Origin of the sequence: Rhodobacter capsulatus, assembly GCF_052363175.1 — a bacterium.
Classification (GTDB): Bacteria; Pseudomonadota; Alphaproteobacteria; order Rhodobacterales; family Rhodobacteraceae; genus Rhodobacter; species Rhodobacter capsulatus_D.
In genome coordinates this window covers 655596-680318 of record NZ_CP198946.1, presented here as the reverse complement: position 1 = coordinate 680318, position 24723 = coordinate 655596, and the positions used below count along the sequence as shown (strand labels likewise).

The 24723-nt window shown below is 65.1% G+C and carries 22 protein-coding genes and 1 pseudogene; 13 read left to right on the top strand and 10 right to left on the bottom strand.

Features of this window, described 5'->3' with window-relative positions; all coding sequences use genetic code 11:
• The first annotated feature begins 108 nt into the window (after nucleotides 1-108).
• From fabI to ACTTAI_RS04075, 6 genes are read left to right on the top strand one after another with little or no spacing between them, the layout of a single operon-like run.
• On the top strand, nucleotides 109-873 hold the full coding sequence (gene fabI, locus ACTTAI_RS04100; RefSeq protein ID WP_444454543.1) for an enoyl-ACP reductase FabI: 765 nt from the start codon (nucleotides 109-111) through the stop codon (nucleotides 871-873).
• Nucleotides 874-883: 10 nt separating this feature from the next.
• Nucleotides 884-4747, top strand: a complete 3864-nt coding sequence (locus ACTTAI_RS04095; RefSeq protein WP_444454542.1) for an acetate/propionate family kinase — start codon at nucleotides 884-886, stop codon at nucleotides 4745-4747.
• Complete coding sequence (locus tag ACTTAI_RS04090) at nucleotides 4744-5397, top strand: CoA transferase subunit A (protein WP_444454541.1); 654 nt, start codon at nucleotides 4744-4746, stop codon at nucleotides 5395-5397. Before ACTTAI_RS04095 ends, ACTTAI_RS04090 begins: the two co-directional genes overlap by 4 nt.
• Before the next feature lie 10 nt (nucleotides 5398-5407).
• Entirely contained in the window at nucleotides 5408-6061 is a 654-nt protein-coding gene (locus ACTTAI_RS04085) for a 3-oxoacid CoA-transferase subunit B (protein ID WP_444454540.1), read from the top strand.
• 7 nt (nucleotides 6062-6068) lie between these two features.
• Complete coding sequence (locus ACTTAI_RS04080; RefSeq protein ID WP_444454539.1) at nucleotides 6069-6851, top strand: 3-hydroxybutyrate dehydrogenase; 783 nt, start codon at nucleotides 6069-6071, stop codon at nucleotides 6849-6851.
• 51 nt (nucleotides 6852-6902) lie between these two features.
• Nucleotides 6903-7736 carry an alpha/beta fold hydrolase gene (locus ACTTAI_RS04075; RefSeq protein ID WP_444454538.1) on the top strand — a complete coding sequence of 278 codons (834 nt, stop codon included), beginning with the start codon at nucleotides 6903-6905 and terminating at the stop codon, nucleotides 7734-7736.
• Here the strand turns inward: ACTTAI_RS04075 and ACTTAI_RS04070 are convergent, their stop codons facing one another.
• Nucleotides 7737-8897: a 2-aminoethylphosphonate--pyruvate transaminase gene (locus ACTTAI_RS04070; protein ID WP_444454537.1), complete on the bottom strand. Its 1161-nt coding sequence runs from the start codon at nucleotides 8895-8897 to the stop codon at nucleotides 7737-7739.
• Entirely contained in the window at nucleotides 8894-9685 is a 792-nt protein-coding gene (gene phnX, locus ACTTAI_RS04065) for a phosphonoacetaldehyde hydrolase (RefSeq protein WP_444454536.1), read from the bottom strand. The genes ACTTAI_RS04070 and phnX overlap by 4 nt, the downstream gene beginning before the upstream one ends.
• A gap of 194 nt (nucleotides 9686-9879) precedes the next feature.
• Between phnX and ACTTAI_RS04060 the strand changes: the two genes are divergently transcribed.
• Nucleotides 9880-10275, top strand: coding sequence for a hypothetical protein (locus tag ACTTAI_RS04060; RefSeq protein ID WP_444454535.1), 396 nt, complete (start codon nucleotides 9880-9882; stop codon nucleotides 10273-10275).
• Between the two features lie 174 nt (nucleotides 10276-10449).
• Here the strand turns inward: ACTTAI_RS04060 and ACTTAI_RS04055 are convergent, their stop codons facing one another.
• Entirely contained in the window at nucleotides 10450-10686 is a 237-nt protein-coding gene (locus ACTTAI_RS04055) for a hypothetical protein (protein WP_444454534.1), read from the bottom strand.
• A gap of 182 nt (nucleotides 10687-10868) precedes the next feature.
• Between ACTTAI_RS04055 and ACTTAI_RS04050 the strand changes: the two genes are divergently transcribed.
• Genes ACTTAI_RS04050 through ACTTAI_RS04030 form a run of 5 tightly spaced genes read left to right on the top strand, consistent with a single transcriptional unit; the run spans nucleotide 10869 to nucleotide 15926 of the window.
• On the top strand, nucleotides 10869-11999 hold the full coding sequence (locus ACTTAI_RS04050; RefSeq protein WP_444454533.1) for an extracellular solute-binding protein: 1131 nt from the start codon (nucleotides 10869-10871) through the stop codon (nucleotides 11997-11999).
• A gap of 55 nt (nucleotides 12000-12054) precedes the next feature.
• On the top strand, nucleotides 12055-13152 hold the full coding sequence (locus ACTTAI_RS04045) for an ABC transporter ATP-binding protein (RefSeq protein WP_444454531.1): 1098 nt from the start codon (nucleotides 12055-12057) through the stop codon (nucleotides 13150-13152).
• Nucleotides 13145-14194 (top strand): ABC transporter permease, encoded by a 1050-nt coding sequence (locus tag ACTTAI_RS04040; protein ID WP_444454529.1) that lies wholly within the window; start codon nucleotides 13145-13147, stop codon nucleotides 14192-14194. Before ACTTAI_RS04045 ends, ACTTAI_RS04040 begins: the two co-directional genes overlap by 8 nt.
• A complete protein-coding gene (locus tag ACTTAI_RS04035) occupies nucleotides 14191-15003 on the top strand; it encodes an ABC transporter permease (protein ID WP_444454527.1) in 813 nt (270 codons plus the stop codon). Before ACTTAI_RS04040 ends, ACTTAI_RS04035 begins: the two co-directional genes overlap by 4 nt.
• Nucleotides 15004-15005: 2 nt before the next feature.
• Nucleotides 15006-15926: a CehA/McbA family metallohydrolase gene (locus ACTTAI_RS04030; RefSeq protein ID WP_444454525.1), complete on the top strand. Its 921-nt coding sequence runs from the start codon at nucleotides 15006-15008 to the stop codon at nucleotides 15924-15926.
• A gap of 146 nt (nucleotides 15927-16072) precedes the next feature.
• On the opposite strand, the gene ACTTAI_RS04025 is transcribed toward ACTTAI_RS04030, so the two are convergent.
• The 5 genes from ACTTAI_RS04025 to ACTTAI_RS04005 form a co-directional block, all read right to left on the bottom strand.
• Entirely contained in the window at nucleotides 16073-17065 is a 993-nt protein-coding gene (locus ACTTAI_RS04025) for an endonuclease/exonuclease/phosphatase family protein (protein WP_444454523.1), read from the bottom strand.
• Nucleotides 17062-18135: a sn-glycerol-3-phosphate ABC transporter ATP-binding protein UgpC gene (gene ugpC / locus ACTTAI_RS04020; protein WP_444454521.1), complete on the bottom strand. Its 1074-nt coding sequence runs from the start codon at nucleotides 18133-18135 to the stop codon at nucleotides 17062-17064. Before ugpC ends, ACTTAI_RS04025 begins: the two co-directional genes overlap by 4 nt.
• Nucleotides 18135-18977, bottom strand: a complete 843-nt coding sequence (locus tag ACTTAI_RS04015) for an ABC transporter permease subunit (protein ID WP_444454520.1) — start codon at nucleotides 18975-18977, stop codon at nucleotides 18135-18137. Before ACTTAI_RS04015 ends, ugpC begins: the two co-directional genes overlap by 1 nt.
• Nucleotides 18978-18980: 3 nt before the next feature.
• Nucleotides 18981-19925 (bottom strand): carbohydrate ABC transporter permease, encoded by a 945-nt coding sequence (locus ACTTAI_RS04010; RefSeq protein ID WP_444454518.1) that lies wholly within the window; start codon nucleotides 19923-19925, stop codon nucleotides 18981-18983.
• Between the two features lie 67 nt (nucleotides 19926-19992).
• Nucleotides 19993-21288, bottom strand: a complete 1296-nt coding sequence (locus ACTTAI_RS04005) for an extracellular solute-binding protein (protein ID WP_444454516.1) — start codon at nucleotides 21286-21288, stop codon at nucleotides 19993-19995.
• Nucleotides 21289-21672: 384 nt separating this feature from the next.
• On the opposite strand from ACTTAI_RS04005, the gene ACTTAI_RS04000 reads away from it, so the two are divergent.
• Nucleotides 21673-21945, top strand: coding sequence for a TniQ family protein (locus ACTTAI_RS04000; protein WP_444454514.1), 273 nt, complete (start codon nucleotides 21673-21675; stop codon nucleotides 21943-21945).
• Between the two features lie 205 nt (nucleotides 21946-22150).
• Here ACTTAI_RS04000 and ACTTAI_RS03995 read toward each other — a convergent pair.
• Together ACTTAI_RS03995 and ACTTAI_RS03990 are read right to left on the bottom strand one after the other, a co-directional pair.
• Nucleotides 22151-22276, bottom strand: a pseudogene (locus ACTTAI_RS03995) (IS3 family transposase); the annotation flags it as partial.
• A 2-nt stretch (nucleotides 22277-22278) separates the two neighbouring features.
• Nucleotides 22279-24546, bottom strand: coding sequence for an adenosylcobalamin-dependent ribonucleoside-diphosphate reductase (locus tag ACTTAI_RS03990; RefSeq protein ID WP_444454512.1), 2268 nt, complete (start codon nucleotides 24544-24546; stop codon nucleotides 22279-22281).
• Nucleotides 24547-24723: the final 177 nt, after the last annotated feature.

The window sequence follows — 24723 nt, the reverse complement described above, 5'->3', positions numbered from 1 at the left end:
GCTGCCGAAATTGCCGCACCGCAGAAACATTTCTGTCACCGCTTCGATATTTTCCCGTCACGACCCGGGCGCACCGTGAGGCCGAACTCTGAACGGAAAGGTTCGCCGATGTTTTCTTTGGAAGGACAAAAGGCGCTCGTCGTCGGAATTGCAAACGAACATTCGATCGCCTTCGGAATTGCCCGGGCCTTGCGGGCGCAGGGCGCCGATCTTGCCGTTACCTGGCTCAATGACAAGGCCGAGCCGCATGTGCGTCCGCTGGCCGAGGCGCTTGGGGCCGAAATCATGATGCCGCTTGATGTCGCGCAGCCCGATCAGCTTGCGGCGGTGTTCGAGCGGATCGAGGATCGCTGGGGACAGCTTGATACGCTCGTCCATTCCATCGCATTTGCGCCGCGTGCCGATCTGCACGGGCGGGTGGTCGATTGCTCGGCGGGCGGCTTCGCGCTGGCGATGGACACCTCGGTGCATTCCTTCCTGCGGATGATCCATCTGGCCGAACCGCTGATGACCGAGGGCGGCACCTGTCTTTCGGTGTCCTTCTTCGGCTCGACCCGGGTGGTGCGGCATTACAACCTGATGGGGCCGGTGAAAGCCGCGCTGGAAAGCGCCGTGCGCTATGCCGCGGCGGAACTGGGCGAAAAGGGCATCCGGGTGCATGCGCTCTCGCCCGGGCCGCTGGCCACTCGCGCCGCAAGCGGCATCGACCATTTCGACGAGATGATGGCCGAGGCGGCCGAGCGCGCGCCCACCCATCATCTGGCGACGATCGAGGATATCGGGGCGATGGCCGCCTTTCTGGCCGCACCCGAAGCGAAGAACCTGACCGGCGGGATCCACGAGATCGACGGCGGCTATTCCATCACCGCGTAAGGGGGCCGCCATGGTCAGCGTCTTTGATTACACCGATCCCTCCCGCGCCGCCGATCTGCCCGGTCCGGCAGAAGATCTGCTCGGCCTCGGGCGCCAGAAGATCGATGCGATGAGCGTCGAGCTCGAGGGGACGGTGGAAACCGCGGGCCTCCTTGCCTCGGCGCTGCAGCAGCATGGCAGCCGCATCATCGCCAGCCATTCGGCGCGGCTCAACACGGCGATGAAACAGGCCGAAGCCATGATCGCCGCCTTTCACGACGACCGCGAGAACCGCTCCAGCTTCGAAGCCTGGGTGGAATATCAGCGCGACGCCGCCGAGCGGCTGGTGCTGAGCCTCGATGCACTGCGCCAGCGCGGCGACATCTTCCTTGAGCATGAGACCGAGGGCTGCCCGCCGGTCCTGGCCTATGCGACCGAACTGGTGATGGACGGGCGGGATCTGCCCTTGCCCTCGAATTACATGCTGTTGCGGATCCTGCCGCCCGCGGGCGTGCAGATCGACCCGCGTCGCCGCCCCTATGTGATCATCGATCCGCGCGCCGGGCATGGACCGGGCATCGGCGGCTTCAAGACCGACAGTCAGGTGGGCGTCGCGTTGCGCGAAGGCCATCCGGTCTATTTCGTCGCCTTCCGCCGCGCCCCGGAACCGGGGCAGTTCCTGTCTTACGTCACCCGGGCCGAGGCCGCCTTCGTGCGCGAGGTGATGCGCCTGCATCCCGAGAGCGCCCGTCCGGTGGTGATCGGCAATTGTCAGGGCGGCTGGGCGAGCCTGCTTCTGGCCGCGATGAACCCCGATCTGACCGGCCCCGTCGTCATCAACGGCGCCCCGGTCGCCACCTGGTCGGGCCGCGTCGGCGAAAATCCGATGCGCTACAATGCCGGGCTGGCGGGGGGCACCTGGATTCCGCTGATGCTGTCCGATCTGGGCGGCGGGCTGTTCGACGGCGCGCATCTGGTGGCGAATTTCGAACTGCTCAACCCGTCGCGCACGCTCTTTCGCAAATACACTGACCTTTTCCGCGACATCGACACGGCCGAGGCCGCTTTCCTCGATTTCGAACGCTGGTGGGGGGGCTTCTTCCTGCTGGCCGAGCCGGAAATCCGCTGGATCGTCGAGCAGCTTTTCGTCGGCAACCGGCTGGTGAAGAACGAGGCCCGGATCGAGCCCGGCCGCCCGGTCGATCTCAAGGCGATCCGCGCGCCGATCATCGTCTTTGCCAGCCATGGCGACACGATCACCCCCCCGCAACAGGCGCTGAACTGGATCGCCGCGACCTATGCCGACGTTGCCGAGATTCGCATCCGCGGCCAGCGCATCGTCTACATGGTGCATGAGGAAGTCGGTCATCTGGGGATCTTCGTGTCCTCGAAAATTGCCAATCGCGAACATTCCGAGGTCGCCTCGACCCTGAAGACAATCGAGGCCTTGGCGCCCGGGCTCTACGAAATGACCATCGAGGATGTCACCGAAACCGACGGGCGCAAGCATTTCACCGTGGGTTTTTGCGAACGCACGCTGGATGACATCCGCGCGCTTGACGACGGGCAGGCCGACGAGCGCCCCTTTGCGGCGGTGGCGCGGGTCTCCGAGGTGCAGGCGCAGCTTTACGAAACCCTCCTGCGCCCGGTTCTGCGCAGCCTTGTCACGGAAACCTCGGCGGAACTCAGCCGCGCGCTGCACCCCGAACGGCTGTCGCGGGCGCTGATCTCCTCGCGCAATCCGGCCATGGCGCCGCTGCAACAGGCGGCAGAACAGGTCCGCAAAGTCCGCACCAAGGCGCCTCCCGACAATCCGTTTCTGGCGGCCGAGGCGCTTTGGGTGCAAGGCACCGAACAGATGATCGACTTCTGGCGCGACAGTCGCGACATGATGACGGAACTCGCCTTCCACAGCCTCTGGGGCAATCCTTGGGCGCGGGCTTTCGGCGCCAAGCACGAATCGCGCCGCACGCTGAAAAGCATCGACGAGTTGCGGGCCCTGCCCGAGGTGACGGCGGCGCTTTTTGCGATCGAACAGGGCGGCTTCGTCGAGGCGGTGATCCGGATGCTGGTGCTTCTGGCGGAAAACCGCGGGCAGGTGCGGCGGGACCGGCTGGAACGCTCGGCCCGGGTGCTGAGCTGGGACGCGCCGTTCCGCGCGCTCGGGGCCGAACGGCGGGCGATGATCATCCATCAGCAGACGCTGATCGCGACCTTCGAGCCCGAGCGCGCGATCGAGACCCTGCCGCAGCTTCTGCGCGATCCGCAGGAGCGGGCCTCGGCGCTGGCCGTCGTGCGCTACATCCCCGGGGCGATCGCGGAAATGTCGCCCGAAACGCAGGCGATGCTGGCGCGGTTCGAAACCGTGCTTGGTATCGCGCCCGCCACCGCGGATGTGACCGAAGACCCGCTTGCCCCCGTGCCGCAAGCCTTGAGCGGAGCGGTGCCGGACTGGCAGCCTGCGCCCGATTTCGCGCCCGATTTCGCGACTGAGCCGCTGCCCGGCTTGCCCGAACAGCCGCCCGCGCCGGAACCCCCCGGTCGATCTTGTACCGCTGCCGCAGCCCGAAGCGGAGCCGCAACCCGAGCTGGCGGCTGCCGCCCCCCCCGCCCCGGCGCCGGATCTGCCCGGGCTGGCGCCGATCCCGCGTCCGGGTCGCACGCCGCGGCGCGGGCCGAACGGGGCTGCCCCGCGGGAGGGCGAGCAATGACGCAGGCGATCCTGACGCTGAATGCGGGATCCTCCTCCTCGCTCAAGCTCGCGCTTTATCCGCTGAGCGGCGAGAGGCCGATGGCCACGGGGCTTGTCGATGCGATCGGCCCCGCGGGCGTCTTTCACCTCAAGGGGCCGTTCGGGCAGGAACTGCCCACGGTCGCGGGCGATCTGTCCAGCCATGAAAGCGCGCTGCAGACCGTCGTTTCCAGCCTGCGCGGCACGCATCCCGATCTGACGCTCGCCTGCATCGGGCATCGCGTCCTGCATGGCGGCGATCATTTCTCGGGTCCGGTGACGGTGACCCCCGAGACGCTGGCCCTGCTCGATCCGCTCGCCCCTTTCGCGCCGCTGCATCAGCCGCACAATCTGGCCGGCATCCGCGCCGCGATGGCGGCCTTTCCGGGCGTGCCTCAGGTGGCCTGTTTCGACACCGGCTTTCACCGCCATCACCCTTGGGTCAACGATGCCTTCGCCCTGCCCCGGGCCTTTTACGATCAGGGCGTGCGCCGCTACGGCTTTCACGGGCTGAGCTATGATTACGTCGCCACGCGCCTGCGCGAGCTTGCGCCGCATCTGGCCGCGGGGCGGGTGGTGGTGGCGCATCTGGGCAATGGCGCCTCGATGTGCGCGCTGCAAGATGGCCGCTCGGTCGCCTCGACGATGGGGTTCACCGCGCTCGACGGGCTGCCGATGGGCACGCGCTCGGGCCAGATCGACCCGGGGGTTCTGCTTTACCTGATGCAGCATCGCGGCATGAGCGCCGACGAGATCGCCGACATGCTCTATCGTCGCTCGGGGCTTCTGGGGCTTTCCGGGCTTTCCAGCGACATGCGCGTTCTGGAAGCCGCGGACACGCCCGAGGCGCGACAGGCGATAGACTATTTCGTCTTCCGCGCTCAGCGCGAGGTGGGGGCGATGGCGGCGGCGCTGGGCGGCATCGACGCGCTCGTCTTCTGCGGCGGCATCGGGGAAAACTCGCGTCTGGTGCGCGAGCGGATCTGCGAGCGGCTGGGCTGGATGGGGATCGAGATCGACCACGCCCGCAACAGCGAAAACGCGACGGTGATTTCCTCGGAACTGGCCCGCACCACCGTGATGGTGGTGCCGACGAACGAAGAGCTGGTGATCGCCCGCGCGACGCGGGCGGCTCTGGGCATCGGCGAAAGGAACGTGGCATGAAAGGCGCCCTGACCCCCGAGGCGGCGGCCGCCCGCATTCCCGATGGCGCGCGCGTGATGATCGGCGGCTTCGTCGCGGTGGGCTCGCCGCTGCGGTTGATCGATGCGCTGGTGGCGCGCGGGGCCCGCGATCTGACGGTGATCGCCAATGACACGGCACGGCCGGGGCTTGGCATCGGCATGCTGATCTCGGCGGGCTGCGTGGCGCGGGTGATCGCCTCGCATATCGGGCTGAACCCCGAAACGCAGGCCGGGATGAATGCGGGGCGGATCGCGGTCGACCTCGTGCCGCAGGGCACGCTGGTCGAGCGGATCCGTGCGGGCGGCATGGGGCTTGGGGGCGTGTTGACGCCCACGGGGCTTGGCACCGAGGTCGAGGACGGCAAGCAGATCTTCGAGATCGAGGGCCTGTCCTATTTGCTCGAATTGCCGCTGCGCGCCGATTTCGCGCTGATCGGCGCCTGGCAGGCCGATCACGTCGCCAATCTGACCTATGAATTCACCGCGCAAAACTTCAACCCGGTGATGGCACTGGCCGCCGACACGGTGATTGCCGAGCCCGAAAGCATCGTGCCGGTGGGGGTGATCCCGCCCGATGCGGTGCGCACGCCCGGAGTTCTGGTCGATCATCTGCTGGTGCGGGCAAGGTAAGGGGGATGGGATGGACGCGAAAGAGCTGATCGCGCGCCGCGTGGCGCAGGAAATCCGGCCCGGGATGCTGGTCAATCTGGGCATCGGCCTGCCCTCGCTGGTGGCGGGCTTCGTGCCGGCCAATGCGGGCGTGTTCTTTCAGGCCGAAAATGGCGTGATCGGGCTTGGCGCGCATCCGCCCGAGGGGATGGAGGATGCGCATCTGACCGATGCGGGCGGCGGCTTCGTCTCGGCGGTGCCCGGCGCGGCCTCGATCGACAGCGCGATGAGCTTCGGGCTGATCCGGGGCGGGCATCTGGACATGACGGTGCTCGGCGGGCTGCAGGTGGACGAAGCCGGGCAACTGGCGAACTGGAAGGTGCCGGGCGCGATGGTGCCGGGCATGGGCGGGGCGATGGATCTTGTCACCGGGGCGGCGCGGGTCGTGGTGGCGATGCAGCATGCGGCGCGGGGGCAATCGAAGATCGTGCCGCGCTGCACCCTGCCGCTGACCGCGCTGCGCCGGGTCGATCTGGTGGTGACCGATCTGGCAGTGATCGAACCGACCGAGGCGGGGCTTTTGCTGCGTGAACGCGCCCCCGGCGTTGAAGTTGCCGAGATTCTGGCGGCGACGGAGGCGGCGTTGATCGTCCCCGACCACATTCCCGAAATGGATCTGGAGTAAGGCTTTCATGACCGATTTCCGCACTGCCATCGTCACCGGCTCCACCTCGGGGATCGGGCTTGCCGTCGCCCATGCCCTTGCCGAGGCGGGCCATGCGGTGATGCTCAACGGCTTTGGCGACCCCGTTGAAATCGACAGATTGCGGGCGCAGATCGAAGCCGAAACCGGCGCACCGGTCGGCTATCATGACGCGGACATGTCCCGCCCCGACGAGATCGTCGATCTGGTCGACGCCACCGAGGCGCAGTTCGGCCGGATCGACATTCTGGTGAACAATGCCGGCATCCAGACCGTCGCACCGATCGAGGAGTTTCCGGTCGATCGCTATGATCAGATCATCGCGGTGAACATGTCGGCGGCCTGGCATGCCTGTCGATTGACTTTTGCGGGAATGAAGGCGCAGCGTTGGGGGCGGGTGATCAACATCGCCTCGGCGCATGGGTTGGTCGCCTCGCCCTGCAAATCGGCTTATGTCATGGCCAAGCATGGGCTTGTCGGCCTTACAAAGGCGCTGGCGCTGGAAGGCGCCGAACACGAGATTACCGTCAACGCGATTTGTCCCGGCTATGTGATGACACCGCTGGTCGAGAAACAGATCCCCGAAACCGCCGCGGCGCGCGGCATGACCGAGGAGGAAGTGATCCGCGATGTGCTTCTGGCGGCACAACACACGCGCAGCTTTGTCCGGCCAGGTCAGATCGGGGCGCTCGCGGCTTATCTCTGCACGGCGGCTGCAAGCCAGATCACCGGTGCCGCCCTGCCGATCGACGGGGGCTGGACGGCGCATTGACACCGGGCCGCTTCGCTTCGAGGATGCGCAAGGGATGCGACGCCGGGAGGGGTGATGCGGGAGTTTCGGGCCGAAGACGGCGCAAGACTGGCCTATCGGGATGAGGGCGACGGGATCGCGCTTCTGGCGCTGGCGGGGCTGACCCGCGATGGGCATGACTTCGACTATCTTTCGCATCATCTACCGGACGACGTGCGACTGATCCGGCTCGACAGTCGTGGCCGGGGGGCCTCGGACTGGACCGGGGCGGCTAGTTATACCGTGGCGCAGGAAGCCCGCGACGTGCTGGCGCTGCTCGACCACCTCGATCTGCCGCAGGTGGCGGTGATCGGCTCCTCGCGCGGGGGCCTTTTGGGGATGGTGCTGGCGGCGACTGCGCCGGGGCGGCTGAGCGGGCTTTGCCTGAACGATGTCGGCCCGGTGCTCGAACGCGCGGGGTTGGAGCGGATCGGCCAGTATATCGGCCTGCGCCCGACGGTGCCGACGCTCGAGGAGGTCGCCGACCGGATGGCGGCGGCGATGCCCGGTTTCGCCCATGTGCCGCCCTCGCGTTGGGCCGAGGAAGCCGTCCGGCATTATCTGCAGGAGCCCGATAGCGTCGGGCTGACCTATGATCCCGCGTTGCGCCAGGCCTTCGAGACAGCGATGGCCGCGCCTGCGGTCGACCTTTGGCCGCTCTTTGACGCCTGCGCGGGCCTGCCGTTTGCCCTGATCCGCGGCGCGAATTCGGATGTCCTTTCGGCAGCGACGGCGGCCGAGATGCGCCACCGCCGCCCCGACATGCTCTTTGCCGAAGTGCCCGACCGCGGCCATATCCCGTTTCTGGACGAACCGGTGGCACTGGCCTGCCTCACCGCCTGGCTCGACCGGCTGCGGGGGCGCTGATCAGCCCGGCATCCGCTGCGCCAACGCCTCGGGCGACGGGGCGGCCGAGCGCACGCCCAACTCCTGCAGCGCTTCCTCGACCGCCACCACCACGCGGCTCATCACCTCGGGGTCGATCTGTCCGATGCAGCCGATGCGGAAACTTTCGACCACGGTCAGCTTGCCCGGATAGATCAGGAAGCCGCGCGCCTTCATCGCCGCATAGAAACGCGCGAAGTCAAAGGCCGGATCGGCGGGCGACAGGAAGGTGACGATGATCGGCGACATCCAGGCCTCGGGGAGCAGCGTCTCGAAACCGAGCTGCCGCATCCCCGCCACCAGCCGGTCGCGGTTCGTCGCATACCGCGCGCCGCGGGCCTCCACGCCGCCCTCGGCCGCGTGTCCCGCCAGCGCCTCCACACAGGCCGCGACGACATGGGTGGGGGGCGTGAAGCGCCATTGCCCGGTCTGCTCGAAGCTGACCCATTGCGCATGCACGTCAAGCGCCAGCGAAGGGCTGTTGCCAGCGCATTCGGCCAGCGCTGTCCGCCGTGCCAGCACGAAGCCAAAGCCCGGTACGCCCTCCAGGCATTTGTTGGCCGAGGAGACAAGCGCCTCGAACGGCAACCACGCGGGGTCGATCGGGATCGCACCGAAGGCCGACATGCTGTCGATCAGAAGCTTGCGTCCCGCCGCTTGCGTCGCCGTTGCGATCTCGGCCAGCGGGTTCAGGATGCCCGAGGAGGTCTCGCAATGGATCGCCAGAACATGGGTGATCTCGGGGTCGGCGGCCAGCGCCGCGGCGACATCCTCGCCGCGAGGTGGCAGGAAATCTCCTTTGTCCATCAGCGTAAAGGGCAGACCCAACACATCGAGCGTCTGCGCCGCGCGCTGCCCATAGGCGCCATTCGCCAGCACCAGAACCTTGCCATGCCAAGGCACGAAGGTGCCCAGCATCGCCTCGACCAGATAGCTGCCCGAGCCCTGCATTGGCACGCAGTCGTAATCCTCGCGGCCCGCGCCGAGCAGGGCCACCAGATCGGCGCGCAACTGCCGCGTCATGGCGCGGAAATCGTCATCCCAGCTGCCCCAGTCCCGCAGCATCGCCGCCCGAACGGCGCGCGAGGTGGTCAGGGGGCCGGGTGTCAGCAGGATCGGCTCGGCGGGGGGAATGTCTTTCATGCGCTCTCTCGGGTTTCGAAGGTCTGGATCAGCGACGGCAAGTCGGCCACGGTGTCGATGACATGCACGGCGCCCGCGGCCTTCAGCGCCGCCCTTGCGCGGCGCCGGATCTCGTTGCGCCGTGCCTCGGGCAGGGCCGCCATCTCCTGCGCCGTCAGCCCCGCGTGATTGCCCGACAGCGTCACGCCAACGGTGATGCAACCTGCCGCCACCCCCTCGGCAATGCCGGGCTCGGTGTCGTCGACCTTGATCACCGCGCGGGGCGGATGCACCGCCAGATCGGTGAAGCACTTGTACATCATCAAAGGACCGGGCCGCCCCTCGGGCAGGTCGTCGGCGCACACGAGCGTGTCCGGCACATAGCCCTGTGCCGCGGCGGCCGGGCTGACCTGCGCCATGATCGCTCGGGTATAGCCGGTGGTCGAACCGATCTTGATGCCGTGGGCGCGCAACCACTCTACCGTTTCCAGCGCCCCGGGCACCAGCAACGCATGTTCGGCCGCCACCGCCGCATTCATCGGCACGAAAACATCATGCAGCCTTTGCACCGCATCCGCATCGGGGGTGTCCCCTTGCGCCGCCTGCCAGCGGGCGGCGATATGCGGCTCGGCCAGCATCGCCGCGATATGGTCCCATTTGCGTAGCCCCATCGGCTTGCGCGCATCGGTGACGCTGACCGCGACGCCGAATTCAGCAAAGGCCCGCACGAAAGCCCCCATCGGCGCCAGAGAGCCGAAATCGACCATCGTTCCGGCCCAGTCAAAGACGACCGCCTTGATCCTTGTCATCCTGTCCTCGTTCGATCCGCGGCATGCGGGGCAAGGGGGACATCGTTTTGTTGCAATCAGATGACGCAAGGCCGCGGCGCAACCGCGCACGCAGGGGCGCAACCGTCATCGGACAGTCATGAAGGCGTTACACTAATCCCGTTGCGGCAAGGAATTGCGTTGTCACATTGTCGTTACATTTGCAGGAGGCCGCGATGGGCAAAAGCAAGGAAAAGAAGAAGGAAAGCCAGTTGGTGATCCGGGTCGAGAAGGCGGAAAAGACCGCTTTCCTTGCGTTGTGCGAGGCGCTCGACACCAGCGCCGGGCGAGAAGTGCGTCGTTTCATGCGCGCCTTCGTCGCTGCGAAAGCTGCCATGGCAGAGGCCGAGGAAGACGCTGTCGTTGCGCCGAAGCAGGCCCGAAAGGCTGCAAAGAGCAAAGCCGACGACGCCGAAGTGGTCATTGATGCTCCCGACGAGGGACACGAGGTTATGCAACCCGAGATGACGCCTTCTGCCGAAGCCGCCAAGACCTCGACACCTTCAGAGACGGGGGCAGTTGCGCCCGGTCTCGGCAAACGAGTCAAAAAAAACGCAAAGGAAGGCGTTTGAACGCAACTGATAGGCGTGCAGATCCTATGACCAATGAGAAATTGCCGATTTCTCGGTATCTTGAGGGTCTGTCTGGCGGTCCAAGCATGTGTGGCCGATATCTCGCGTGAGCAAGGTGGACAGAATCTTGGCCGTCGACTTAGGATTTCCGCGAGAGCGACAAAACCGTTCGGTTCAATTTGCGGGGTTCAGATGACAAGGAAACGGCCCAAGGTTGCAGCGCTTGTCGCGCGTTTTGTGCAGATTACGAAATTCGATACCACTGCAGCGACTGGAGAGGATGCGGTCGGCATGTAGGTTCGGCTTCGGGAAGAGGCTGCGGCGCTTGACGAAACTGAATGCATGATCGTCGAACTCAAGCGCGGCGGTCGGATTTCCGCGAAGAAAATGGTGCAACTTTTGCGCAGCCACCAGAAGGACATCCGGGGAGGGGCTGACGCCTGACGGTCTTTCTTGCCGCGTTTACCATCTCCACATGACTGTCACGTCGCCACGCTATGCCGGTCATGCCCCTTCGCGCTCTGGCCGTGACCCGTCGATCGGTCCGCCCGCGCGAGGTTCGGCTCCGAGCCATTCCGCGCAGGAGATGCGATATGACAAAGACCGTTTTCCCGATGACCCGCCGCATGGTGCTGGCGACCGGCGCCGCAGCGCTGGCCGCGCCGCTGATTGCTCGCCGTTCGCTCGCCTCATCAGGCGAAGTGAACGTCTTCGCTTGGGGCGATTACTTCCAGGACGGCAAGATCCCCGAAGCCTTCACCAAGGCGACCGGCATCAAGGTCAATGTCTCGACCTATGGTGCCAATGAGGAAGCTGCCTCGAAGCTGCGCGCCGCGGGCGGCAAGGGCTTCGACATCCTGTTCCCCTCGGTCGATACCCGCCCGAACTACGACGAGGGCGCCCTGCTGGCCGAGATCGACGAGACGAAACTGAAGGTCGACCGGATCGAACCGGCGCTGTGGCGCTCGTCCTTGGAACTTGGGGCGGCGCATCGCGGCAAGCGCTATCTGGTGCCCTTCGACTGGGGCACCGAAGGCATCACCTGGGATTCCTCGGCGCTCGATGTGAAGCCGGGCGAACTTTCCTATGCCCATCTCTGGGGCGAGGGCCTGACCGGCAAGGTGGCGATGCGGCAGAAATCAGTGCTGACGAGCCTTGCGATCTATCTGGATGCGATTGGCGAGGAGCCCTCGAACCGCGGCATGGATGTCTACAAGTCCGAAGCCGACAACCGCCGCATCTTCGATGCCTGCGTGGCCTTCGTGAAAAAGCACAAAGGCAACATCGGCGCGTTCTGGAACAATGCGACCGAGGCGACCGCGGCCTTCACCGATGGCGGCTGTGTCATCGGTCAGACCTGGGACACCACCGGCATCAAGCTGCATACTGGTGTGGCCCCAAAGTGGCGTTACGGCGCGCCGAAGGAAGGGGCGCTCGCCTGGATGGATACCGCGGCGATCCCGTCGGGGGCAGAAAACGTCGATCAGGCCTATGAATTCCTGAACTTCCTGATGACGCCTGAGATCGGCGGCATGTTCGCCAATGCCACCGGCTACAATTCGGCGGCGGTCGGCTCGGCCGAGCATCTGAGCGCGGCCAACAAGGAAGCCTTCGCCTTCGCGTATCCGGGCGATGCGATCGAAAAACTCTGGTGGTGGCCGATGTTCACCCCGTGGTTCTCGGCGGTGCGCGAGGAATATGTCGAGAAACTGACCAACGCCTGATCAGGCGGGACCGGCGCGGAGATCGTCTCCGCGCCGTTTTTTCGGGAGCTGTCCCATGACCCTTTCCCTGCGCGGAATGGAGATCGGGTTGCATGGCGCTGCCGTGCGCTTTGGCGATTTTCAGGCCGTCCATCCCACCGATCTGACGATCGATGCGGGTGAATTCTTTTCGATCCTCGGCCCCTCAGGCTGCGGCAAGACCACTGTGCTGCGGCTCTTGTCGGGCTTTCTGTCTCCCTCGGAAGGGGCGGTGTCGATCGGTGGCAGGCCCATGGCGGGCATTGCACCGGCTGACCGTCCGACCGCGCTGATCTTTCAGAATCTGGCGCTGTTTCCGCTGATGACGGTCTGGGAAAACGTCGCTTTCGGGCTTGAGATGCGCGGCTGGCCAAAGGCGCGCCGCCGGGCGCGGGCCTTCGAATTGCTGGATCTGGTGGCGCTTGCGGGTCAGGGCGAAAAGCTGCCCGCGGAATTGTCGGGCGGACAGCGACAGCGGGTGGCGATTGCGCGCGCGCTGGCCGTCGAACCGGCGGTGCTTCTGCTGGACGAGCCGCTTTCGGCGCTTGATCTGAAGCTGCGCCAGCACATGCGCGCCGAACTGAAGCAGTTGCAGCAACAGACCGGCATCACCTTCGTCTATATCACCCATGATCAGGGCGAGGCGCTGACGATGTCCGATCGCGTCGCGGTGATGCATCGCGGCCGGATCGTGCAGGTGGGATCGGCCGATACGCTTTACGACCGGCCGGAAAATGCCTTCGTCGCCACCTTCGTCGGCGAAACCAACCGCTTTGTCGGCACGGTGACGCGCAGCGAGGCGGGGCTGGCCGAGATCGCCACCGCCGAGGGGCGTTTTCGGGCGCAAAACCCCTCGGACCTTCCGCCCGGTGCCGAGGCGGTGCTGTTCTTGCGCCCCGAGCGGCTCCGAGTGCTGGAGGCTGGCGAAACTGCAAGCAACACGCTGCAGGGGCGGCTTTTGCGGCGCGACATGGAAGGGGCGTTTTCGACACTGGTGATCCAGACCGCACAGGGCCGCGTCAAGCTGCAACAGGTCAACAGCGGCATCGGCGCGGCATTGGACGGGGTGCTGCGGCTCGGGTTTGCCGAAACGGCGGCGGTGATCCTGCCGGGGGGAGAGATGGCGGATGATTGACCTGCGCCGCGCCTTTGGCACGCCTCTCGCCGCCCTCATCGTGATGCTGACCGGCGTCTGGGTGCTGGGGCTGATCGCCTTGCCGCAGTTGATCATGGTGGAAAAGTCGCTCTGGACGCTTCAACGCCCGGCAGGCGCGGTCGAGTTGTCGGTGCAGATCGACGCGCTTTACAACCGGCTTGATGTGCTGGCGCTGGATCGGGTGGCGGCCCAGCAATTGAAGACGCCTTCGGGGCTGGGGGACGCCCTTGCGAAAATAGACGCTGAAAAGACCGGGATCGAGGCCGAGATCGCCCGGCTGGAGGCCGCCGAAAGCACTCCGGTCAAGACCTGGACGCTGTCGAACTATGCGCAGATGGGCAGGGCGCATCTGTGGATCTTTGCCCGCACCATCCTTGCCTCGCTTGCGGTGACGGTGCTGGCCTTCGTGACCTGCTATCCGATCGCCTATGCCATCGCCAAGCTCGAACCGCCCAAGCGCGCCGGGCTGCTTATGCTGGCGCTGGTCATTCCCTATGCGATCAACGAGTTGCTGCGGGTCTTTGCCTGGCAGATGATCCTGAACACCGGCGGGCCGCTCAATGCGCTGCTGGGCCTGATCGGCATTGCGCCGGTGCCATTTCTGGAAAGCGGCGCGGGGGTCTTTGTGGCGATGGTCTATGCCTATGTCCTGTTCATGGTGTTTCCGCTGGTGAACGTGATCGAGACGCTGGACACCAACCAGATCGAGGCGGCTCGCGATCTGGGAGCGAAGCCGTGGCAGATCCATTGGCGTGTCGTACTGCCCCATGCCCGCCCCGGCATTGCGGTCGGATCAATCATGACCTTCATGCTTTCGGCCGGATCCTATGCCGTGCCCTACATCATGACGCGCGGCACCGCCGAGCCTTGGTTCACCCAACTCGTCTACAACCGCTTCTTTCAGGCGACGAACTGGAACGTCGGCGCGGCCTATGCCTTCAGCCTGCTCGCCGTCTGCACCGGCTTCGTCTTTCTGATGATGAAGCTTTTGCGGGTGCGGTTGAAGGATATCGCCCGATGAGCGCGGCACCGGAAACCTCGGGCAGCGGGCTGGTGCTGCGGCTCTACATGGGGCTCTTTTTCGCCTACATGTTCCTGCCGCTGATCTTGATGGTGGCGGCCGGGTTCAACGCCTATTCGCCGCCTTCGGTCACGGTCTGGCAGGGCTTCACCCTGCACTGGTTTGCCGAGCTTTGGTCCGACACGCGGATGTGGTCGGGGCTGCGCAATTCGATCCTGATCGCGGCGGCGGTGATCGCGCTGTCGCTGCCGATGGGGTTGGCCGGGGCGCTGCTGCTGGGGCGGCTGTCCGAGCGCAGCGCAGGGCTGCTTTATGCCGCGATGGTTTCACCGCTCTTGACGCCGGGGATCGTGCTGGGGGTTTCGACGGTGATCTTCTGGCGCAATTTCGACGTTGCGGGCGGGCTTTTCACCGCCATTCTGGCGCAGACGACCTTCATTGCCTCCTATGCGATGCTGATGGTCACCGCGCGGCTGCAACGGCAAGACGCCAGCCTTGAAGAAGCTGCCCGCGATTTGGGGGCGACGCCGTTTCAGGCCTTTCGCCGCATCACCTTGCCCTTCCTGCGCCCGACGCTGCTTTCGGCGGCGGTGATCGCTTTCCTGCAAAGCTTCGAGAACTACAACACCACCATGTTCGCCATCGGCGGCCAGCACACGCTGGTGACCGAAATCGGTTCGCGGATGCGGTTCGGGCTTTCGCCGGTGGTCAATGTCATCGGTATCCTTGTCATTCTGGTCACGGTCGTCTGCGCCGTGATCTGGGCCATCCTGAAACAACGCGAGGGCCGCAAGGCCGAGGGAGCATGACCATGATCGACACTTTCACCGCCCCCGGCCGGTTTTGGCGCGGCAATCTGCACTGCCATTCCGACCGCTCCGATGGGGCGCTTCCGCCCGAGGAAGTCTGCCGCCGCTATGCCGCCGAGGGTTATGATTTTCTGGCGCTGACCGATCATTTCGTCGGGCGTTACGGCTATCCGATCACCGATACTCGGGCCTTCCGCGGCGCGCATTTCACCACGCTACTTGGCGCGGAACTCCATTCCGGCGCGCTGGAAAACGGCGAGCTGTGGCACATCCTTGCGGTCGGCCTGCCCGCCGATTTCACGCCCTCGAACAGCCCCGATTTCAAGCCGGTCGCAGGTCAGGAAACCGGGCCAGACCTGGCCGCGCGGGCGCTGGCGGCGGGGGCTTTCGTCGCGATCGCCCATCCGCATTGGTCGGGGCTGAGCCTTGCCGATGCACGCAGCCTTGCCGCCGTCCATGCGGTCGAGATCTACAACCATGGCTGCGCCATGGGCGCGGACCGGGGCGATGGTGCAGTGATCGCCGATCTTTTGCTGACCGAAGGGCACCGGATGACCCTCATCGCCACCGACGACGCCCATTTCACCGAGCCCGATCATTTCGGCGGCTGGGTGATGGTCAAGGCGCCCGAAAACACCCCCGAGGCGCTTCTGGCGGCGCTGAAGGCGGGGCATTTCTATGCCTCGCAGGGGCCAGAGTTCCGCGCCATCCGTTTTGACGGCGCCGCGATCGAGGTCGACAGCAGCGCCGTCGTCAGCGTGATCGTGCAGGGGCAGGCCTCGGCCGCGGTGGCGCGGCACGGCGCCTCGATGACGCGGGCGCGGATTGACCTGGATGTCCGGCTCGCTGCCTCTCCGTGGTTGCGGGTGACGCTCATCGACGCCGCAGGGCGTCGCGCCTGGTCCAATCCGTTCAGACGCTGACCCCCGAAGCCGTCGCACCGATGCGCGAGGATGCCGTCATCAGCTTGCGCGCCGGGGCATCCTGACCACGTTGAAATCGCTTGCCAGAAAGCACAAGGCGCGCCTGCGGGTGGAAACGCGGGGCGCTCCGGCCCCCGCGGGCAGGTTCAGAGCATAGCGGGCACGACCCCGAGAACCGTGGTTTCGATCCGTTCGTGGTCCGAAAGCGGACGGCCTGCCGCATCCAGGCTGGGCCGGATGTAGGTATCGCCCAGCGTCAGGCCACGGGCCAGAAACCAGTCGAGTTTCATCTCGCGTTCCGGAAAGCGGGTGATCAGGCTGGGGCGGGTGGTCGGCTGGTCCTCGGGGCCGCCGTGCCGGGTGAAACCGGCCGCAGCGGCGATCTCGAACAGGGGTTCCGCCCGCCAATCGCCTCCGGTGTGGTTGCCGGTGTTCAGATCACCGCCGATCAGCACCGGCAGACCCGGAAAGGCGATGTCGAGCGCCCCGATCAGCGCTTGCATCTGCGCCGCCCGGTGATCGGCCTCACAGGCACTTTCGAGATGCGTTGAGACGAAGACAATTGGCCCTGCGCTGGTCTCGATGCGGGCCCCCACCGCGATGCGTCCCCCAAGGCGGGGCTGGCCCGCGTCCAGATACCAGCGCCCCTGTCCGGGCAGACGCAAAAGGAACGGGCAGATCAACGGCGCTTTCGCCAGCACGGCATTGCCGTGAAAGCCCCGGGTGTTGAAATCGTCAAGGCAGAAGCTGCGTTCGGTCTCGGAGCCGAGCCCAAGCTCGACGAATTCGACCCCGAAGGCATGGGCCATGCCCAGTTTGCGCCCGATCTCGACGGGGGTGTGGCGTTGCGCGGTGCGGGCCATGCCCACATCCATTTCGGACAAAAGCACCACATCGGCGCCCTGAAGCGCCAGCGCCGAGGCCTCGGGGAACAGACAGCGTTCGAGGTTCCAGGCCGCGACCCGCAGCGGCAGGGGCAGCGGCGCGTCTCCCGTCAGGCCGCCGGTTTCGAGGCAGGAGAGCGCGGGCAGATCGGCGCAAAGCCCGTGATGCGCGTCAAGCGTCCGCGGGTCCGGCTGCGGCCCCTCAAGCAGCGCGCGCGGCGGGTCCGGTATCCGGTCGATGGTGAGAAAGATCATGCCAGCACCCGCGCGCCCGGATGCAGCGCCAGCGACAACCGCCGCCCAGTTATCGTGTCGAAGATATGCCAGGCGCCGATATCCGCCCCAAGATACAGAACCGCGGGCAGTTCCCTTCCCGGGGGCAGGGAAAGACAAAGCGGCTGCCCCTCGACGAAGCCATGCACCAGCCGGGCGGCCCCCAAATCCTCGACCAGGTCGAGGTGAAAGGGCAGCCCGCCCGAGGTGCGCAGCCGCAGATCCTCGGCCCGGATGCCAAGCGTGACCATGCGCGGGCCACTGTCGATCGCACCCAGATCGACGCCAGCCAGCGCGAGCCGCCCCGCCTCGATCCGCGCGTCGAGCAGATTCATCGCGGGCGCACCGATGAAGGCCGCGACAAAGGTCGAGGCCGGGCGGTGATAGACATCGAGCGGGCGGCCCACCTGCTCGATCTTGCCGCCGTTCAGCACCACAAGCCGGTCGGCCAGTGTCATCGCCTCGAGCTGGTCATGGGTGACATAAAGCGCAGTGGTGCCAAGGCGCTTTTGCAGTCTGCGGATCTCGCCGCGCATGGTGACGCGCAGCTTTGCATCAAGGTTCGAGAGCGGCTCATCGAACAAAAACGCCGCAGGCTGGCGTACGATAGCGCGGCCCATCGCGACGCGCTGGCGCTGTCCGCCCGAAAGCGCGCGCGGCTTGCGGTCCAGATGGGCCTGCAATTCCAGCATGCGCGCCGCTTCCTCGACCCGGGCGGCAATTTCAGGCGCGGGGATCCGGCGGTTCTTCAGCCCCCAGGACATGTTTTCGCGCACGCTCATATGGGGATAAAGCGCGTAATTCTGAAACACCATCGCGATGTCGCGCTCGGCCGGTTCCAACCGGTTCACCACGCGATCGCCGATCGTCACCGTGCCGGTGGTGATCTCCTCCAGCCCCGCCACCATCCGCAATAGCGTCGATTTTCCGCAGCCCGAGGGGCCGACAAGCACGATGAATTCGCCGTCCGTCACCGACAGCGACACCTCGCTGACCGCTGTCGTGCCGCCCGCATAGGTCTTGCCCACGCTTTCAAGGGTGATTGCCGCCATCATTTGTCGCTTTCGGTCAGGCCCTTGATGAACAGGCGCTGGAACACGATCACCACGCCCAGAGGCGGCAGCATCGCCAGCACCGCAAGGGCGAAGGCTTCGTTGTAATCGGGGATCTGACTGCCCACCCAGACCTGAAGGATCGTCTTGATCCCGCGCATCAGGGTGAAGAACCGCTCGTCGGTGGTCATCAGCATCGGCCAGAGATATTGGTTCCAACCGTAAACGAACATGATGATGAAGATCGCTGCCATCATCGGGCGCGACAGCGGCACGAGGATGCCGAAAAAGAACCGCCACGGCCCCGCGCCGTCGATCCGCGCGGCTTCCAGAAGCTCATCGGGGACGGATTTGAAGAACTGCCGGAAGTAGAACGTGCCGGTGGCCGAGGCCAGAAGCGGCACGATCAGCCCCCAATAGCTGTTGAGCGCGCCAAGGCTGCTCATCACCTGGTAAGACGGCATGATCCGCACTTCGAGCGGCAAAAGCAGCGTGGTGAAGATCACCCAGAAGATCGGCGTGGCGAAGCGAAAGCGGAAATAGACGAGCCCGTAAGCGGCAAGCATCGAGACGACGAGCTTGCCAAGCGCAAAGCCAAGGCCAAGGATCATCGAATTCATCGCCATCCTTGCACCCGTCACCTCGCCGGTGAAGCCGCCCTGCTGCGTCAGCACCTTTTCGTAGGTGGCAAGCCCCTCGGTGCCGGGGGTCAGATAAAGCCCGTTCATGTGAATCTCTGCCGCCGCATGGGTGGAGGACAGAAAGGCCATGAGGACCGGCGCCAGCAGAAAGGCCGCGCCCAGAAGAAGGATCAGATGGTCAAGGGGTCGGAACCGTCGCATGGATCACCCGTAATGCACGCGCCGCTCGATCAGGCGGAACTGCGCGAGGGTGAGGGTTGCGACAACGATCATCAGGATCACCGATTGCGCCGAAGAGCCGCCGATGTCGTTGCCCTTGAAGCCGTCCAGATAGACCTTGTAGACGAGCGTTACGGGATTGTTCGCGGGCTTGTCCTTCACCATCACGTCGATGATCCCGAAGGTGTCGAACAGCGCATAGGTGATGTTGATCACCAGCAGAAAGAACGCGGTGGGCGCCAGAAGCGGCAGCGTGACATCGCGAAACCGCCGCCAGCCCGAGATCGCGTCGATCAGCGCCGCCTCGCGCACCGCGGCCGGAACCGCCTGCAGCCCCGACAGGAAGAAGATGAAATTGTAGGGGATCTGCTTCCAGACCGCGACGGTGATCAGCGCGATCGCCGTGTCCCAATAGTCGATGCCCACCTTCAGATCCCAGCCGATCAGCGCGGCGGCGCGGGTGAAGGGGCCGATATGCATGTCGAACAGCATCATGCCGATGAGCCCGACCACCGGCGGGGCAATCGCATAAACGGAAATCAGCGCGGTCTTGTAGGCGCCCGCGCCGCGCAACACCGCATCGGCCTTGACCGCCAGAAGCAACCCCAGCCCCAGCGCCAGCGCAGTGACGGTGGCGGCGAAAAACGCGGTGAAGCCAGCGATCTGGCGGTATTCGGCCGACCCCAGCGCATCGCGGTAATTGTCGAGCCCAACGAAGGAGGCGCCAAAGCCGAACGGGTCTTCCAGGTAAAAGGACGAGGTCACCGCCTGCACCGAGGGCCAGTAGAAAAAGATCGCCACGATCAGCAGTTGCGGCGCCACAAAGAGCCACGGCGTCAGCTTGCGGTCGAACTGCGCCTGTTTCGCAGGGGGCTCGGCCCGCCGGGCAAACCAGTGGCGCGAGCGGGCGGCAAGGTGGGAAGCAGTCATGCGGCGCCTTTCGTTGCAGGACGACCCCGGGGCGATCCGCCCCGGGGCCGCGTGTCGGTCGATCGGCTCAGTTCGCGGTCTTGGCGAATTTCGCCAGCAGCGCATTCGCCTCGGTCTGGATCGTGGCCAGCGCGTCTTTCGGCGCGACCTCGCCCGAGAAGATGCGGTTGAACTCGCGTTCCTCGATGGTGCGGATCTGCGGGAAGAAGCCCATCCGGTAGCCCTTCGTCCATTCGCCCGCGGGCAGCATCAGCTGCTTGATGCCCACCTCGGCGACCGGGTGGCTTTCATACCAACCCTCGGATTTCGCCAGCTCATAGGCCGCGGTGGTGATCGGCACGTAACCCGTCGACTCGTGGTAGAATTTCTGCACCTCGGGCTGGGTCAGGAAGCTGAAGAACTCGGCCGTGCAGGCATTGTTCTCGGCCGGTTTGCCTGCCATCGCGAACAGCGCCGCACCGCCGATGAAGCTTTGCTTGCCCTCGCCAAGCGATTGCCAATAGGGCAGGAAATCGGCGGAAAACGGCGCGGTGGCGGTCTTCGCAAGGCCGCCGAAGCTGCCAGACGAGCCGATCCAAAGCGCGGCCTTGCCTTCCTCGAAGGGCTTCTGGTTATCCGCCCAGCCCGCGCCGTAAAAGCCGAAATAGCCCGCATCGGCCCAGGCCTTGAGCTTGTCGAACATCATCACCGTATTGGCGTCATCGACAATGATCTCGGTGCCCTCGGTCGCGTCATAGCCGTTGCCGTTGCTGGCAAACTGCTGGTTGTTGCGCGACTTGAAATTCTCGACGAATTGCCAGGTCAGCTGCGAGGCGGTCAGCGGAATGTAACCCGCCTCCTTCAGCTTTGGCGCGATCAGCTCGAACTCTTCCCAGGTTTTCGGCGCGGTGACACCCGCCTTGGCCAGAGCATCGGTGTTGACATACATGATCGGCGCCGAGGAGTTGAACGGCATGCCGATGAACTTGCCCGAGGCGTCGGCATAGAAGCTGCGCACACCGGGGATGAAGGCGTTGCGGTCAAAGGGCTTGCCAGCCTGGGTCAGCAGATCCTCGGCCGGGATGGTGGCGCCCTTGGCGGCGATGATCGTGGCGGCGCCCGCATCGAAGACCTGCAGGATGTCGGGCTGCTCGCGCGAGCGGAAGGCGGCAATGCCGGCGGCCAGCGCTTCCTCGTAGGTGCCTTTCGAGAGCGGCGTCAGGTGGCAGGCGGTTTGCGCATCGTTGAACTTCTGCGCAACTTCGTTGATCACTTCGCCATTGCGCCCGCCCATGCCGTGCCACCAAGTGATTTCGGTCTGGGCCAAGGCCGTGGTCGTGCCGAGCGCGGTCAGCAGGGTGACGAAGGAAGCGGTTCTGAACATGGGTCACTCCGGTTGCAAGGTTGCGCGGACCCTGCGACCGAACTGTGACAGCGCGTTAACCAAGGCGTTACAGCTTTGCAAAATTGCCCGAGGAAGCAGAGCACACATGGCGCCCCCCAGGGCAAATGCATCGTTTGCGCAACCCCGCCATCGAAATCTGACCACGTTGCAAATCGAGACAATTTGCGTGCTCGATCACACCGCTGCGATTTGCGTCAACGGCAGGTTAGGCAGGACGAACAGCGGCGGCGGATCTTCCGCGTTGGCCGAGCTCATAGAGTCGCTTTGAGCGCGTCTTCCAATGCGCGATGTCCGCAAATTGCGCGTTGCGTCGTCCACCATTAGATCCACCAATAGCGGCTATCGCAGATTGCCGCGGGTGCAATGTCGCAACATCGCCGTCGGCAAACCGCCCTCTACGAAGGCTCCGGTCACCTCGAACAGATAGCCATCTCCCGCAATGCCCTCAAGGCCGTGAAAGAAACCACGGTGCGCGGGTGTCCGATTTGCCTGCGCCAGGACTCGGAGAGCGCCGACGGTCCCGCCCCTGAGGCCATGGCCCTCCGCGGCCACTGGATGCTTCGCCCGGCGACCATCTGCCTCCACCACCGCCATCCGCTCGTTCCGCTCCGGGGCGAATGCCCCGGAATTGCGTGAGAAGCTCTCGATCTCACGGTCACAGTTCGACCTGCTGCGACAGGACGGATATTTTGCGCCGACCCTGGGCGGGGCCGGGCACAAGCCGCTTTGGGATATTCAGGCCGGGCGATCTTTCATCGATGGCTTGCTGACTGGCGCCACACCGATTTACGTACCCATGCATGACTGGAGCGATATTGCGTCGGCTGCGCAGCGCCTGAAGATCACGGATTTCCGGGTTATCGGGCGGCCTCTCGCGCCGCACCGTCTTCGGATCGACACCGATCAGGACGCAGGCACGGCGTTGAGAGATCGGATGATCCTTCATCGCCCGCAGCACCGCGTCCCTGTTCAGCCGGAACACTTGGAATGACCGCAGTCCGCACAGGTCTGGCAGCCTTCCACCTTGCGCATCGCATAGCTTCCACACGACGGGCAGGACTCGCCCCGCGGGGCCTCACCCATCTCCATCACCTCGGCCCGGGGATCACTTTTCAGCCCCATTCCCTCGCCCGCAATGAAGCCTGTCGCCACCAGATGGCGCTCGATCACGCCGCCGATCGCGGCGAGGATCGAGGGGATGTATTGCCCTGCCATCCACGCCCCGCCGCGCGGGTCGAAGACCGCCTTCAACTCGCCTACCACGAAGCTCACATCGCCACCGCGCCGGAACACCGCCGAGATCATCCGCGTCAGCGCCACCGTCCAGGCGTAATGCTCCATGTTCTTCGAGTTGATGAAGACCTCGAACGGGCGGCGATGCCCACCCTGCACGATGTCGTTCACCGTGATGTAGATCGCATGTTCCGATCCCGGCCATTTCAGCTTGTAGGTCGCCCCTTCGAGCGCCGCGGGCCGATCGAGCGGTTCGGTCAGATAGACCACCTCGGCGCCCTTGTCGGTTTCGGGGGTCTTTTCCGAGGTCTCGGAGACAGTCAGCACCGAACCCGTCACATCGTTCGGCCGATAGGTGGTGCAGCCCTTGCAGCCACTCTCGAAGGCCGCCATGTAGACGTCCTTGAAGTCGTCAAAGGAAATGTCCACCGGGCAGTTGATCGTCTTCGAGATCGACGAGTCGATCCATTTCTGCGCCGCCGCCTGCATCTTGACGTGATCCATCGGCGCCAGCGTCTGGGCATTGACGAAATACGCGGGCAGAGCCACGTCGCCCTTCATGTCGCGCCACAGCTTCACCGCGTAATCGACCACTTCTTCCTCGGTCCGCGAGCCGTCCTTTTGCAGCACCTTGCGGGTGTAGGCATAGGCAAAGACCGGCTCGATGCCCGAAGACACGTTGCCCGCATAAAGCGAGATCGTCCCGGTCGGCGCGATCGAGGTGAGCAGCGCATTGCGGATCCCATGCGTGGCGATCGCCTGACGCACGTCCTCGTCCATCTGCAACATGTTGCCACTGTTCAGATATTTCTCGGCGTCAAACAGCGGGAAAGCGCCCTTTTCCTTCGCCAGATCGACCGAGGCGAGATAGGCGGCCCGCGCAATCGCCTTCATCCAGGCTTCGGTCTGCGCCGCGGCCTTGTCGTCGCCATAGCGCAGGCCCAGCATCAGAAGCGCATCGGCCAGACCCGTCACCCCCAGCCCGATCCGGCGCTTGTTCGTCGCCTCCGCCTCCTGCTGCGGCAGCGGGAAGCGGCTCGCATCAACGACATTGTCCATCATCCGCACCGAGGTGCGCACGAGTTCATCCAAAGCCGCCAGATCCAGCGCAGCCTTGTCGGTGAAGGGCGCCGTAACCAGCCGGGCAAGGTTGACCGAGCCGAGCAGGCAGGCGCCATAGGGCGGCAGCGGTTGCTCGCCACAGGGGTTCGTCGCCGCGATCTGCTCCAGATACGCAAGGTTGTTCATCGCATTGATCCGGTCGATGAAAATCACGCCGGGTTCCGCGAAATCATAGGTCGCGCGCATGATCTTGTTCCACAGATCACGGGCGTTCAGCGTGTGATAGACCTTGCCGTCAAAGACCAGCTCCCACGGGCCGTCGGCCTTTACCGCTTCCATGAAGGCATCGGTGATCAGCACCGACAGGTTGAACATCCGCAGCCGGGCCGAGTCCTGCTTGGCGGTGATGAAGGCCTCGATATCGGGGTGGTCGCAGCGCATCGTCGCCATCATCGCACCGCGCCGCGACCCGGCCGACATGATCGTGCGGCACATCGCATCCCAGACATCCATGAACGAGAGCGGCCCCGAGGCATCGGCCGCCACCCCCTTCACCGCCGCGCCGCGCGGCCGGATCGTCGAGAAATCATAGCCGATGCCGCCGCCCTGCTGCATCGTCAGCGCGGCTTCCTTCAGCATGTCGAAGATGCCGCCCATCGAATCGGGGATCGTCCCCATGACGAAGCAGTTGAAGAGCGTCACCGCCCGGCCGGTGCCCGCGCCCGCCAGAATCCGCCCCGCGGGCAGGAATTTGAAATCTTCGAGCGCGGCGTAAAAGCGCGGCTCCCAATGCGAGGGATCCGCCTCGACCGAGGCCAGATCGCGCGCTACCCGCCGCCAGCTGTCTTCGACCGTCGCATCCAGAGGCGCACCATTACCGTCTTTCAGGCGGTATTTCATGTCCCAGATCTGTTCGGCAATGGGGGCGGCAAAACGGGTCATGAGATATCCTTTGGCAGCGGCAGGGGGGCGGGAAGAGGGTTAAAGATACGTTGACGAGAACATCGGGTCAACCGCGTTGCCCTCGAGCGAAGCACTCTATATTGTGGCATGACAGGAAACGGAAGACCACTTATAGCGATTTTCGACCAAATGGTCCAAGCGCTGTGGACAGGAAAG